This window comes from Archangium violaceum (assembly GCF_016887565.1).
Lineage (GTDB): Bacteria > Myxococcota > Myxococcia > Myxococcales > Myxococcaceae > Archangium > Archangium violaceum_B.
Map to the genome: position 1 here is coordinate 2,313,065 of NZ_CP069396.1, position 13,513 is coordinate 2,326,577.

The 13,513-nt window shown below is 70.3% G+C and carries 12 protein-coding genes; 8 read left to right on the plus strand and 4 right to left on the minus strand.

The window, feature by feature from the left end; genetic code table 11:
• The first annotated feature begins 83 nt into the window (after nt 1-83).
• The 8 genes from fabI to JRI60_RS09765 all read left to right on the plus strand — a co-directional run bounded on the left by fabI (nt 84) and on the right by JRI60_RS09765 (nt 8,977).
• A complete protein-coding gene (gene fabI, locus JRI60_RS09730; RefSeq protein ID WP_204225565.1) occupies nt 84-920 on the plus strand; it encodes an enoyl-ACP reductase FabI in 837 nt (278 codons plus the stop codon).
• Nucleotides 921-1,066: 146 nt separating this feature from the next.
• Nucleotides 1,067-1,444: a response regulator gene (locus JRI60_RS09735; protein ID WP_043405934.1), complete on the plus strand. Its 378-nt coding sequence runs from the start codon at nt 1,067-1,069 to the stop codon at nt 1,442-1,444.
• Between the two features lie 10 nt (nt 1,445-1,454).
• On the plus strand, nt 1,455-2,321 hold the full coding sequence (locus tag JRI60_RS09740; RefSeq protein ID WP_204225566.1) for a response regulator: 867 nt from the start codon (nt 1,455-1,457) through the stop codon (nt 2,319-2,321).
• Nucleotides 2,318-3,535: a CheR family methyltransferase gene (locus JRI60_RS09745; RefSeq protein WP_204225567.1), complete on the plus strand. Its 1,218-nt coding sequence runs from the start codon at nt 2,318-2,320 to the stop codon at nt 3,533-3,535. Before JRI60_RS09740 ends, JRI60_RS09745 begins: the two co-directional genes overlap by 4 nt.
• Nucleotides 3,532-4,080: a chemotaxis protein CheW gene (locus JRI60_RS09750; protein ID WP_204225568.1), complete on the plus strand. Its 549-nt coding sequence runs from the start codon at nt 3,532-3,534 to the stop codon at nt 4,078-4,080. Before JRI60_RS09745 ends, JRI60_RS09750 begins: the two co-directional genes overlap by 4 nt.
• Nucleotides 4,070-6,253 carry a hybrid sensor histidine kinase/response regulator gene (locus JRI60_RS09755; protein WP_204225569.1) on the plus strand — a complete coding sequence of 728 codons (2,184 nt, stop codon included), beginning with the start codon at nt 4,070-4,072 and terminating at the stop codon, nt 6,251-6,253. Before JRI60_RS09750 ends, JRI60_RS09755 begins: the two co-directional genes overlap by 11 nt.
• Nucleotides 6,250-7,320: a chemotaxis protein CheB gene (locus JRI60_RS09760; protein WP_204225570.1), complete on the plus strand. Its 1,071-nt coding sequence runs from the start codon at nt 6,250-6,252 to the stop codon at nt 7,318-7,320. Before JRI60_RS09755 ends, JRI60_RS09760 begins: the two co-directional genes overlap by 4 nt.
• 58 nt (nt 7,321-7,378) lie before the next feature.
• Nucleotides 7,379-8,977, plus strand: a complete 1,599-nt coding sequence (locus JRI60_RS09765) for a methyl-accepting chemotaxis protein (protein ID WP_204225571.1) — start codon at nt 7,379-7,381, stop codon at nt 8,975-8,977.
• Between the two features lie 198 nt (nt 8,978-9,175).
• On the opposite strand, the gene clpA is transcribed toward JRI60_RS09765, so the two are convergent.
• From clpA to JRI60_RS09785, 4 genes are all read right to left on the minus strand, one after another.
• Complete coding sequence (clpA, locus tag JRI60_RS09770; protein WP_204225572.1) at nt 9,176-11,482, minus strand: ATP-dependent Clp protease ATP-binding subunit ClpA; 2,307 nt, start codon at nt 11,480-11,482, stop codon at nt 9,176-9,178.
• A 4-nt stretch (nt 11,483-11,486) separates the two neighbouring features.
• Nucleotides 11,487-11,813 carry an ATP-dependent Clp protease adaptor ClpS gene (locus JRI60_RS09775; RefSeq protein ID WP_204225573.1) on the minus strand — a complete coding sequence of 109 codons (327 nt, stop codon included), beginning with the start codon at nt 11,811-11,813 and terminating at the stop codon, nt 11,487-11,489.
• Nucleotides 11,814-11,822: 9 nt separating this feature from the next.
• Nucleotides 11,823-13,001, minus strand: a complete 1,179-nt coding sequence (locus JRI60_RS09780) for a GNAT family N-acetyltransferase (RefSeq protein ID WP_204225574.1) — start codon at nt 12,999-13,001, stop codon at nt 11,823-11,825.
• 62 nt (nt 13,002-13,063) lie between these two features.
• The gene (locus JRI60_RS09785) at nt 13,064-13,504 is read right to left on the minus strand and encodes a hypothetical protein (protein ID WP_204225575.1); all 441 of its coding nucleotides are present in this window, start codon (nt 13,502-13,504) and stop codon (nt 13,064-13,066) included.
• Nucleotides 13,505-13,513: the final 9 nt, after the last annotated feature.

A 13,513-nucleotide genomic window follows, 5' to 3' on the forward strand; every position in this document is an offset into this window, starting at 1 on the left:
CGGGCTTCTTCCTGGCTTACCCGGGCCTCCGGGAGTGATAAACCGCCCGGACTTCCTCTCTACTCATCCAGAAAGGCCTTCGCATGCTGCTGCAGGGCAAGAAGCTCCTCATTACCGGAGTGCTCACCCCCCAGTCGCTCGCCTACGGTATCGCCGAGCACGCGCTGGAGCAGGGGGCGGACATCATCCTCACCGGGTTCGGCCGGGCGCGCTCCCTCACGGAGCGCAGCGCCAAGCGCCTCAAGGCGGGTACCGAAGTGCTGGAGCTGGATGTTTCCAACCCCGCCCACTTTCCCGCCCTCACCGAGGCGCTGCGCCAGCGCTGGGGCCGGGTGGACGGCGTGCTGCACTCCATCGCCTACGCCCCCGAGGACGCGCTCGGCGGCAACTTCCTCAACACCCCCTGGGAGAGTGTGCAGACGGCGTTCCGCATCTCGGCGTTCTCCCTCAAGGAGCTGGCCGTGGCGGCCCTGCCGCTGATGACCCAGGGCGGCTCCATCGTCACGCTGGACTTCGACAACCGCGTGGCCTGGCCCATCTACGACTGGATGGGGGTGTGCAAGGCGGCCCTGGAGGCCACCGTGCGCTACCTGGCGCGCGACCTGGGCCCCAAGGGCATCCGGGTCAATGCCCTGGCCGCCGGCCCGCTGGCCACCGTGGCCGCCAAGGGCATTCCGGGCTTCAAGGCCCTCGAGAAGGGGTGGGGCACCCAGGCCCCCCTGGGCTGGGATGCGCGCACCAGCCATGACATGGTGGCCCGCACCGCATGTGCGCTCCTCTCCGACTGGCTGCCCTCCACCACGGGCGAAATGGTTCACGTGGACGGTGGTTATCACGCCATCGGGGCGCCCCCGGTCAGCCCGGACCCCGAGGAGAAGGAAGGTGGCGGCGAGTCCGGCTCCCCCGGCTCGGCTGGTTGACCGCCTCCCGGTGGGACGAGCTCGCTTTTCCCTCTGAAGCCCGAGTTTTGATGCCCCCCGCTTTTGCTGAATGGCGGGGTCACGCTACAGTCTGATCGTTTCCTTCAACCAGGTCCCGATCTTCGGGCCCCGGTAGGAGCCTGGGTTTGAGCGCCAACATCCTCCTCGTGGATGACAGCCCGACCGTACGCAACATCCTCAAGATCTACCTCATGAACCTGAAGATGGGGTTCGTCGAGGCGGAGGATGCGACGCGGGCATTGCAGCTGCTCCGGCTGGTACCGGTGAAGCTGGTCATCGCGGATATCAACATGCCCGGCATGGACGGCATCACCTTCGTCAAGCAGGTGCGCCAGAGCCCCCTGGCTCAGGTGCGCGACGTCCCCGTCATCCTCCTCACGGGGGAACGGGGCGGCGACCTGCGCCAGCGAGGCGTCGAAGCCGGTGCCAATGCCTTCATCAACAAGCCCGTCTCGCATCACGATCTGACAGAGACCGTGCGCAAGTTCCTGGCCCAGAACTGAGAGTCGAGTCGTGAGCCTCCCGTCCCTGCTCCTCGTCGACGACAGTGATGCCATCCTCGCGCTCGAACGCGCCATCCTCTCCGGCCATTACGCGCTGAACACCGCGAGCAATGGCAAGGAGGCGCTCGAGAAGGTGGGGCTGGTGCAGCCCGCCGCCATCCTGTTGGACCTCTCCATGCCGGAGATGGACGGCGATGAGGTCCTCCGCCGTCTGAAGGCGAACCCGGTCACCTCGCCCATCCCCGTCATCATCATCTCCTCGGAGGCGGCGCGGGCGGAGGCGTGCCTGGCGCTGGGCGCGGAGCTCTTCCTGGCCAAGCCCTTCCGCGCCGACGAGCTGTTGAGCGCGGTGGAGAACGCGCTGGCCAACGCGCGGCGCCGCGCCCGGGCCGGTTCCATGGCCCTGCTGCGGCTGACGGTGGGCGGGTTGGAGTTCGCCATCCCCCTGGATGCCGTGCGCCAGGTCATCCTCCAGCCCGCCACGCGCCCGCTACCGCTGGGGCCCGCGTACATGTCCGAGTTCTTCGAGCTCCGGGGCCAGCCGGTGTGCGTGCTGGACCTGGCGCGCCGGCTGGACGTGGATCACCGCGAGACCGTCGAGGAGCGCAAGCTGGTCATCCTGGAGCTCAACGGCGTGCAGCTGGCGCTGAGCGTGGACGCCGTGCAGGACCCCGAGGAGTACCAGTCCTCGGACATCGAGCGGGCCGAGCGCGTGGGCGGTTCCGGACACGGGCAGCTGAGGGATACCCTGGTGGGCATGCTGCGCGCCGGTGAGCGCTCGGTGCCCATCTTCGAGCCGGGCGCCTTCGCCACGCAGGAGCTGCTGCGCGAGGCGCTCGAGGTGCTGCGCCCGGCGGAGGTGGAGCGCAGCGCATGAGTACGGGGGTGGAGCCGCAGCAGGTTCTCGCGCGGGCGCGTGAGGTCGTCTCGTCGTGCACGGGTTTCCGTGACACGGCCATCTCGCCCTCGGCGGTGGATCGCGTCGTGCGCGCGGAGCTGGCGCGAGGCCGGAGCGCGTCGGACCTGCTGGCGGAGCTGCAGCGTTCCGGCACGGCCCTGGAGCGGGCGTTGCTGGATGCGGTGCTGGTGGGGGAGACGTACTTCTTCCGTCACCCGGAGCAGTTCCGTTTCCTCGCCGCCGAGGCGGTGCCCGCGGCGTTGCGCCGGGGTAGTCCCGTGCTGCGCGGGTGGAGCGCGGGCTGTGCCTCGGGCGAGGAGGCCTACTCCATCGCCGCGTGTCTGCAGGGGACGGCGCCCCAGGGCGTGCGCGTGGAGGTGCTCGGCACGGACCTGCACGAGGGCCGCCTGGAGTACGCGCGCCGGGGCGTGTATGGCTCCTGGTCCCGCCGCGAGGCCGGGCCGCTGCTCTATCCCCTCTATCAGGACGCCGCCGAGGGCCGGGTGAGCATCCTCGACTCCGTGCGCGCCGTCACCCGCTTCGCCCAGACGAACCTGCTGGAGCCCCTGCCAGAGGTGCACGGCAGCTTCGACGTCATCTTCTGCCGCAACGTGCTGACGTACTTCTCGCCGGACGCGGTGCTGGTGGCGCTGGGCCACCTGGCGCGCGCGCTCGTGCCGGGCGGCTACCTGCTGCTGGGCACGGTGGAGGTGGATCATCCTCCGGCGGGGCTGGTGCGCGTGGGGGCTCCGGAGCTGCAGGCCTTCCGCCGCCCGCACCCGCGGGAAGTGACGCCGCCGCCCCGGGCCGCCGTGGTCCGCGAGCCCGAGCTGCCTCGGCCAGCGCCCGTCCGTGCCATCACCCTGCCGCCACCGCCTCCACCCGCTCCCTCGCCCGTGCGCCTCCATCTGGAAGCGCTCCAGCGTATCGAGGGAGGCGACGAGGCCGGCGCCGCCACCGTCCTGGAGAAGCTGCTGCAACAGTTCAAGGACTACCTGCCCGGCATGCTGGAGCTTGCCCTGCTGCGCGAGCGCGCGGGGTCACGCGAGGCAGCCTTCGCTCTCATGCACACCGTGCGCGACAACGCCGCCCGGCTTCCGCCGGATCTGATCATCGAGGGGCCCGAGCCGCTACCGGCCCGCTTCTATAGGGCGTCCGCCGACGCCTTCCTCACGCTGGGAGCCATCGAATGACATCCTCCACCCCCCGAGGCCCCGAGGAAGTCCAGGATCAAGAGGTCAAAGCCCTCCTGGAGGAGCGCGCGACGCGCCTGCGTGGACGCGCCGATGGCACCGCCGACGAGACGGTGCTCATGGTGGCCGAGTTCCCCCTGGGCGAGGAGCGGTACGCCATTCCGCTGGAGTCCCTGCGCGCGGCGCTGCCGCTGCGCCTGGTGACGCCGGTGCCCCTGTCCATGCCGCACGTCATCGGCGTGCTGCGCTACCAGGGCCAGGTGCTCGCCGCGCTCAGCCTCGCGGCGCTCATGGGCGGCCACGGCTGGCGGCAGGATCCCGCCGTGCTGCTCGTGCTGGACCGCGGTGACGGGGAGCTGTGCGCCCTGGACTGCGAAGCCATTCCGCGCCCGCTCAGCCTGCCCACCGCGGCGGTGGAGGCGGCGCGCACGCAGGCGGAGGGTGCCGTGGTCGAGGTCCCTCTGAAGAACAACCGTCAGATCATCCACCTCATCGACCTGCCGCGCCTCTTCGCGCGCGGCGCCGGGGCTCGCAATGCCGGTTGACCCCATGCTGCAGAGCCTCGTGGCGGGCTTCTCGTCCGAGGCGCAGGAAGTCTGTCAGAAGGTCACCCTGGACCTGCTCGAGTTGGAGCGGGAGGGGATCGACAACGAGGCGCTGAGCAAGGTGTACACCCGCCTGGCGCGGCACCTTCACACCCTGAAGGGCAGTGCGGCCAGCCTCGGGTTGCAGGACCTGAGCTCCATCGCCCACAAGCTGGAGGATGCCCTCGCGCCGCTGCGCAAGGACATCCAGCCCATGCCGCGGTCCATGGTGGACATGCTGCTGCACGGGTTGGACCTCTTCCTGCTGCGCGCGCAGGCGCACGCGGACGGGCGCGGAGACGCGCTGCCGGATCCGACGGACGCCCTGGCCCAGCTCGTGGCGGAGGCGCCACCCCCGGAGGCGGCCGCCGGCAGGGTCGCCGCCGAGGTCGAGGCCGAGTCGGAGCAGGCGCCGGCGAAGGCCGCCCCCGCGAGGGCCGCCCCCGCCCCGGCCGCGGCGGCCCCCGCGTTGTCCATGGCGGACGACTCCGAGTCGATCGACGCCGGCTGGCGCGTGGCCGCGCACCAGGTGACGGCGCTGATGCGCGAGGTGGAGCGCCTGCGCGAGTTCCGCATGCGCCTGGAGGACCGCCTCCGGGACATCTCCAAGGCCGTGGAGCTGCTGGCCGTGCGCGAGCTGATGGCCCCGACGGCCCGGGCGCGCGCGGTGCTGGCGGCGGTGACGGCCGGCGTGCGCTCGGACGGCCACGAGGCCACCGACATCGTCGACAGCCTGGAGGAGGGCCTCAAGTCCATCACCACGCGTCCGGTGCGCACCATCCTCGAGCCGCTGCAGCGCATGGTGCGTGACCTGTCGCGCCAGCTGGGCAAGCAGGCCCGGCTCTCCGTGGTGGGCGCCGAGGTGTCGCTGGATCGCCGCCTGCTGGAGAAGCTCAAGGGCGCCATGGTGCACCTGCTGCGCAACGCGGTGGACCACGGCATCGAGATGCCGGACGAGCGTGAGCGCGCCGGCAAGCACCACGAGGGTGCCCTCACGCTGCGCGTGGAGCAGCAGGGCAACATCCTCATGATGGAGCTGAGCGACGACGGGCGCGGCATCGACGTGCTGGTGGTGCGTGCGTCGGCCGAGCGCAAGGGGCTCATCACCTCCGACGAGGGCGCGCGGATGCACGAGGCGCAGATCCGCGACCTCATCTTCCGCCCCGGCTTCAGCACCCGCGTGGATGTCACCGACACCTCGGGCCGCGGCGTGGGCCTGGACGCGGTGCGCTCCGCGGTGGAGTCCATGCAGGGCCGCATCGAGGTGGTGAGCACCAAGGGCTCGGGCACGCGCTTCATGCTCACCGTCCCGGTGGAGCTGGGCAGCTCGCCCGTGCTCACGGTGCGCACCATCGACACCGCGGTGGGCCTGCCCATGCTGGCGGTGGAGTCCACCCAGCTCGCCTCCCAGGACAACCTGCGCATCGGCCGCCTGAGGACGCAGCTGGACTACAACGGGCAGCTCGTGCCGGTGGTGGACCTGGGCGCCCGCCTGGGCCTGCGCGCCTCGGCGCCTCCGTCCGAGGGTCAGCCGCTCATCATCGTCCAGAGTGGTGGCAAGCGCATGGCGCTCGCGGTGGACGCGGTGGTGGGTGATCGCGACCTCGTCATCCGCCCGCTGCCCGCCGAGGTGCGCGACGTGCCCGCCTACCAGGGCGCGGCCATCCTCAGCCGCGGCGAGCTGCTGCTCATCCTTCGCCCGGGTTGGGTGGTGAGCGAGAGCACCCCGCAGGCGGTCGCCATGCCGCAGAGCCGCCGGGCCCTCGTGGTGGACGACTCACTCACGGCTCGCGCGCTCCATCGTGCCATGCTGGAAGCGGGTGGTTTCACCGTGCACCTGGCAGCCAGTGGCGCTCGTGCCATGGAGCGGTTGCAGACGGAGAGTTACGACGTGATCATTTGTGACCTCGAGATGGAGGAGATGAACGGGACCGAGCTCATCGCGACGTTGCGTGGGCAGCCGGACACCAAGGACATCCCCGTCATCCTCGTCTCGGCCAACGACAGCGCGGGCGCAAGAGCGCGCGGGCTGTCCGCGGGTGCCGACGGGTTCCTCAGCAAGCGTGAGTGCGCCGCGGGCCGTCTGCTCGCCGAGGTGCTCGACGTGATGAGCCGGAGGGGGGCCCGGGCATGAGTGGCGGGAAGGATCCCATCCGCGTGTTGGTGGTGGACGACTCGCCCACCATGGCGGACGCAGTCAGCGCGCTGCTGACGGACGATCCCCGCATCGAGGTGGTCGGTCGGGCCAACACCGGCAGCCGGGCGGTGACGCTGGCGCGCCTGTTGCGCCCGGACGTCATCACCATGGACTTGCTGATGCCGGACCTGGACGGCCCGGCGGCCATCGCGGCCATTATGGCCGAGGCGCCGGCGCGCATCCTGGTGGTGAGCGCCGTGGCGGATCAGCGCAACCTGGAGGTGTGCTTCCAGGCGATGAGCGCGGGCGCGCTGGAGCTCATCGGCAAGCCCTCCGTCACCAGTGGCGAGGAGCTGCGCCGCTGGGGCCGGCAACTGGCCGAGTCGGTGTGCCTCATGGCGGAGGTGCCCGTCATCTCCCGCCGGATGCGCATCGCCTCCCCGCCGCCGCCGGTGATGGGCGCCCGGGTGGACATCTTCGGGCTGGCGGCCTCCACTGGTGGCCCGCCCGCGCTGTCCGAGGTGCTCTCGCGCCTGCCGGCGGACCTGCCCGTGCCCATCGTCATCGCCCAGCACATCACCGAGGGCTTCACCCCGGGCATGGTGCGCTGGCTGTCGCAGGTGACGCCCCTCAAGGTGGTCATCGGCCGCGAGGGCGAGCGGCTGGAGCCGGGCCGGGTGTACTTCCCGCTGGACGGGCATGACCTGACGGTGGAGGGCAACGGGGTGGTGCGGCTGACGCGCACGCGCGGCGGACCGTGCCCCTCGGGAGACCTGCTGCTGGCCTCTCTGGCTCGCACCTATGGGAGCCGCGCCGGTGGTGGCGTGCTCACCGGCATGGGCGAGGATGGGGCGCGGGGCCTGCTGGACATCCGCAAGGCCGGCGGCGTCACCTTCGCCCAGGACGAGGCGTCCTCCGTCGTCTTCGGCATGCCCCGAGTGGCCATCGAGCTGAAGGCCGCGGACCGGGGAGTGCCCCTGTCCGCCATGCCGGACATCATCCGCATGAGCTGCCGTCGTGGCCCCATGACTGGCCGTCCCCCCGGTCCGGAGGGTGTGTCTTGAGTCTTCCTGTTCGCCGGCTCCTGGTGCCGGCTTCGATCTTCTCCGCTGAGGAGCTTCCGTGAGCGCCAACGCCACCTCCAAGCAGTCACTGGGCATCGGACCCAAATTCATCCTCATCACGGCGGTCGTCAGCGTCGCCGTGGCCGCCGTGCTCACCGTGGTCGCCGCCCAGCGGCTGCGGAGCAACCTGGTGGACACCACCGTGAGCGAGGGCAAGGCGATCGTCATCGGCTTCTCGGCGGCCGCCGAGCGGGCCTCGGCGGACGGCGCCACCTCGCTCGAGCCGCTGCTGCGCGCGTTCCAGGATGCCGGCAACGTGCGCTACGTGTACGTGGTGGACAGCGCCAACAATGTCCTCGCCCACTCCTTCCCCGGCGAGTTCCCCCAGGTGCTGCTGAGCACCAACAGCCTGCAGGCCGGGGAGCTCACCAATGGCCAGCGCGTGAAGGTGGCTGACTCGGTGGAGGTGGTGCTCGAGAACGGCAAGCAGAAGGTCATCGACCTGGCCGCGCCCCTGTCCGGTGGCGTGCGCGGCGTGGTCCACGTGGGCATGAAGTACGAGGCCGTCAACGGACAGGTGGGCTGGCTGCTGCTCAACATGTCGGTGCTGGGCCTGCTCCTCGTCGGCGCCGGTGTGGCGGGCGCGTCCATCATGAGCCGCTCCGTGGTGGGCCCGCTGCGCGAGCTCACCGACCTGGCCGCCCACATCGTCGAGTCTGGCGATCTCACCCGCCCCATCCAGGTGAAGGGCAGTGACGAGGTGAGCCAGCTGGCTCGCTCCTTCGCGCAGATGGTGGATCGGCTGCGCGGGGTGACGCAGAACCTCCAGCAGGCCGCCGAGGCCCTCAACGGCGCCACCGAGCAGCTCAACAACTCCGCCGCCGACCAGTCGCAGACCGTGTCCCGTCAGGCCTCCGCCCTTCAGGAGACGCAGGTCACCGCCCAGGAGATCCGCCAGACGAGTCTCCTGGCCGCCCAGAAGGCCGACTCGGTGCTCTCCGTGGCCGAGCGCGCCGACGAGCTGAGCCGCGCCGGCGAGGCCGCCCTGGAGCAGACGCTCGTGGGCCTCAACGACATCCGCACCCAGGTGCAGGAGATCGCCCAGAAGATCCTCGAGCTGGGCGAGCGCACGGTGCAGATCGGCAGCATCACCCAGACGGTGAAGGACCTGGCCGACCAGTCCAACATGCTCGCGCTCAACGCCGCCATCGAGGCCGTTCGCTCGGGCGAGCACGGCAAGGGCTTCGGCGTGGTGGCTCGCGAAATCCGCGCCCTGGCCGACCAGTCCATCGAGTCCACGGACCGCGTGCGCGAGCTGCTGGACGATATCGGCAACTCGGTCGCCATGGCCGTGCGCATCACCGAGCGCGGCTCGCAGCGCATGGAGGCCGGCCTCGAGCAGGTCCGCACCTACGGCAAGAACCTGCGCGAGCTGTCCTCCATCATCCAGGACAACGCCGCCGCCGTCCGGCAGATCGCCGCCGCCGTGGGCCAGCAGAACGTCGGCATCAACCAGATCACCACCGCCGTGAGCGACCTGTCCAAGATGATGGACGAGACCGTCTCCCGTATCGGCGCCACCGGTGAGGCCGCCACCACGCTGCAGATCATCGCCGACCAGCTCAGCAGCGCGGTGAAGACCTACCGCGTGCAGTAGCCAGCGACTCTGGGAAGGACGAAGGGCCAGGAGAGGGGAGACCCTCGACCTGGCCCTTGTCGTTTCTGGGGGGCGCTGTGGCCGGGTTTGAACCCGGGGGGCGACTTACCCTCACCCCGACCCTCTCCCAGGGGGAGAGGGACTAACCTGGTGCTCCCTCTCCCTCTGGGAGAGGGCTGGGGTGAGGGTCTGCTGTTTCTACGCCGCCGGAGCCGGCTGCGGCGCCGGGAGCGTCTTGAGCTTCAGGCCTTCTCCCTCCACGTCGAAGCGCGCCACGCCGCCATCCTTCAGCTCGCCGAAGAGCAGTGCCTCGGCCAGCGGCTTCTTGAGCGTGTTGTCCACCAGCCGCGCCATGGGCCGCGCGCCGAAGGCCGGGTCGTACCCGTTCTCCGCCAGCCACGCCCGCGCCGCCGGCGTCAGCTCCAGCTTCACCCGCTTCTCGTCCAGCATCTTCTGGAGCAGGCCCACTTCCTTGTCCACCACCTTGAGGATGACCTCGGGCGGCAGACCGGAGAAGAGCACCCACCCGTCCAGCCGGTTGCGGAACTCGGGCGTGAAGGTGTTCTCGATCGCCTTCTTCGCGCGCAGGGCGTCCGCCGGCGCCTGCTTGTCGCCGAAGCCGATGGACTTGGTGCTCATCTCCCGCGCACCCGCGTTGGTCGTGAGGATGAGGATGATGTTGCGGAAGTCCGCCTTGCGGCCGTTGTTGTCCGTCAACGTCGCGTGGTCCATCACCTGGAGCAGGATGTTGAAGAGGTCCGGGTGGGCCTTTTCAATCTCGTCCAGCACCAGCACCGCGTAGGGGTGCTTGCGGATGGCGTCCGTGAGCAGACCGCCCTGGTCGAAGCCCACGTAGCCCGGAGGCGCGCCGATGAGCCGGCTCACCGTGTGCTTCTCCGAGTACTCGCTCATGTCGAAGCGCAGGAACTCCACGCCCAGCACCGAGGCGAGCTGCTTGGCCAGCTCCGTCTTGCCCACGCCCGTGGGGCCCGAGAAGAGGAAGCTGCCAATCGGCTTCTCCGGCGCCCGCAGGCCGCTGCGCGCCAGCTTGATGGCGTCCACCACCGACTTGATGGCCGACTCCTGCCCGAAGATGACCTTGTTGAGCTCGGGCTCCAGGTTCTTGAGCTGCACGCCCTCGCTGGCGGACACGCTCTTGGCCGGAATCTTCGCCATCTTCGAGATGACGTTCTCCACGTCCGCCACCGTCACCTGGCCGGTGCGCTTGCCCTCGGGCTTGAGCCGCTCGGCCGCGCCCGTCTCGTCGATGACGTCGATGGCCTTGTCCGGCAGGAAGCGGTCGTTGATGTGCTTGGCGCTCAGCTCCGCAGCCGCCCGGATGGCCTCCGCGACGTACTTCACCCCGTGGTGGTCCTCGTAGCGGCTCTTCAGCCCCTCGAGGATGAGGATGGTGTCCTCCACCGACGGCTCGCCCACCTCTATCTTCTGGAAGCGCCGCGACAGGGCCCGGTCGCGCTCGAAGGACGCCTTGAACTCCTGGTACGTCGTCGAGCCGATGCAGCGCAGCCGTCCGCTGGCCAGCGCGGGCTTGAGCAGGTTGGACGCGTCCATGGAGCCGCCGCTGGTGGCTCCCGCACCGACGATGGTGTGGATTTCGTCGATGAAGAGGATGGCGTCCGGGTGCTCCTGCAGCGCCTTGAGCACGCCCTTGAGGCGCTCCTCGAACTGCCCGCGGAACTTGGTGCCCGCCAGCAGCGCGCCCATGTCCAGCGAGAAGATGACCGAGTTCTTCAGCGCCTCGGGCACCTTGCCCTCGTGGATGTGCAGCGCGAGGCCCTCGGCGATGGCCGTCTTGCCCACGCCCGTCTCGCCCACGTAGAGCGGGTTGTTCTTCCGGCGCCGGCAGAGCACCTGGATGGTGCGCTCCAGCTCCTTCTCGCGCCCGATGAGCGGGTCGATCCGGCCCTGCTTCGCCTCCTCGTTGAGGTTGGTGGTGTAGGCCTCCAGCGGGCTCTTGCGTGGAGACTCCCCCTCCTCGTCGTCACCGGCGGGCGCGCTGCCGCGCGGCGCGCTCTCCGCCTCGCCCTCGTCGGAGGACTCGTCCTTGGAGAGGCCGTGGGAGATGTAGTTGAGCAGATCCAACCGGGTGACACCCTCCTGCTGGAGCAGGTAGAGGGCATGGCTCTCCTCCTCGCGGAAGAGGGACACGAGGATGTCGCCGCCGTCGATGAACTTCTGCTCGGCGGACAGGGCGTGCATGGCGGCGCGGTGCAGCACCCGCTCCACGCCGATGGTCTGCTGCGGCTCGGCCTCCACCCCCTCGGGCAGACGCTCGACGGTCTCCTCCAGGAATGCCTCCAGGCGTTCCTGCAGCCGCTTGACGTTGGCGCCGCAGCCCTTGAGCACTTCCCGGGTGCGTGCCTCCTTGGTGAGCGCGAGCAGCAGGTGCTCGAGCGTCAGGTACTCGTGCCGCATCCGCCGCGCCTCTTCGAGCGCGCTGCGGAAGCTGGCCTGCAACTCCTTGGCAATCAGCGGTCCTGCCACGATTTCAACCTTCCTCTGGTTCCATCGAGAGGCGCAGCGGGAAGCCATTCTCCCGCGCCGCCGCCTCCACGGTCCTGATCTTCGTCTCGGCGACCTCGAACGTATAAACGCCAGCTACGCCGACTCCGTTGTAATGGACGTGCAGCATGATCTGCACGGCATCCGTCTCGGACTTGTGGAAGATCTCCTTCAACACCGCGACCACGAACTCCCGCGTCGTGTAGTTGTCGTTGTGCAGGAGCACCTTGTACAGGGTGGGCCGCTTGAGCTTCTTCTGCGGTACCGTCTCCGTGACGACGTTGGAATCCGGATCGGACTTCTCTCGGGACATGGTCTCCCTCTAACGAGTAGGGGGCACCAACGGCCCCCGCTTGAATCCTGTTTCAGCTCGCCACCGGGGCAGGCCAGCCAGCACGGCCGCCCGTTCGTGCTCCAGGAAGGAGCGTACCGCCCGGTCGACCCCCGGGTGGAATAGCAAGTGAGCGCTGAAAGTGGGTTGGGGCTCGAAGCCGCGGGTGAGCTTGTGCTCCCCACCCGAGCCCGGCTCGAAGCGCTCCAGCCCCCGGGCGATGGCCTCGGCCACCGGGTGGTAGAGGCAGGCGTTGAAGTGGAGGAAGGGGTGCTCCTCGAAGCAGCCCCAGTACCGGCCGTACAGCGCCCGGGGCCCCATCAGGTTGAAGGCCCCGGCCACCAGGCGTCCGTCCCGGCGGACCTCCACCACCTCGCAGGCCTGGCGGAAGGTGGACAGCATCCGCGCGAAGAAGCCTGGGGTGAGGAGGCGCCGGCCCCAGGGGTACTTGTCCACCGTGGAGACGTAGAGGCGGTGCAGGTCGACGGGGTCCACCCCGGCCAGCGCCTCGCCGCGCAGGGTGCGCAGGGTGAGACCCTGGGCGGCCGGGGCGCGCAGCTCGCGGCGGATTTGATGGCGCCGGTGGCTGTGGAAGCGGGCGAGGAAATCCTCGAAGGAGCCGTAGCCGGCGTTGCGCCACTGATACTGGACGCTCAGACGCACCGCGTAGCCGGCGGCCTCCAGGGCGGTGGCCTCGGCCTCGGTGGGGAAGTGGACGTGGACGCTGGAGAAGCCCTCGGCGTGGGCGTACTCCAGGGCGGCGCGGGCGAGCTCCTGCTCCCGGGCGGCCCGCTCCTCGCCCGGAGCCACCAGCAGGCGGCGTCCGGTGACGGGGGTGAAGGGCACGGCCAGCACCAGCTTCGGGTAGTAGCGCACCCCGAGCCGCTCGGCGGCGGTGGCCCAGGCCCCATCGGCGACGAACTCACCGTGGCTGTCGTCCTTGAGGTACGCGGGGGCCGCCGCCACCAGCCGGGAGCCCCGCCACAGGGTGAGGTGGCGCGGGTGCCAGCCGACATGGGGGCCGACGCTGCCGCTCTCTTCCAACGCCGCGAGGAAGGCCCACTCCAGGAAGGGCCGGGCCGCGTCGTCGAGCAGCGCGTCCCAGGCCCCTTGGGGCACCTCGGTGATGGCGCGATGGAGGCGCAGGGTGGGCGGCAGCGGGTCGGACATCGTCGGGCGGTGTCAGCCTATAACGGCCCGACCGTGGACCCGCCAGCCCGCCCGGTCCGCGCCTAGCGTCCCCGGGTGAGCTCGGCGGCCAGGAATCCGCCCACCTCGGCCAGCCCGGCCCGCGCGCGCTCCCGGCCATCGGGGGACTCCATCACCCGGCGGGCCGCCTCGCTGGCGGTGCCGGCCTCCAGATCCGCCAGCACCAGGAAGGCGCTCCACCCGGGGGTGAGCTCCGCCACCCGTCCGGGGCGCATAGGCCTGTCCCTGAGCGTGGTGGCCACCTTCTCCACGAGCGCCTCGTCATCGAGCCGCTTGGACTTGCCCCGCATGGCCAGCCACGCCTCCTCCAGCAGCGAGCTCCACAGCCGGCCCTGGAGGGCGGAGGCGAGCCGCTGCGAGGCCTCCTCCTCGTCGATGTGGTGGGCGCGCGAGTAGGTGGGCACGAGCTTGGCCACCACGACGGAGCGCGTGGCGAGGTGGGCGAGCCGGGGAGGGTAGGCCATGGAGTGCCT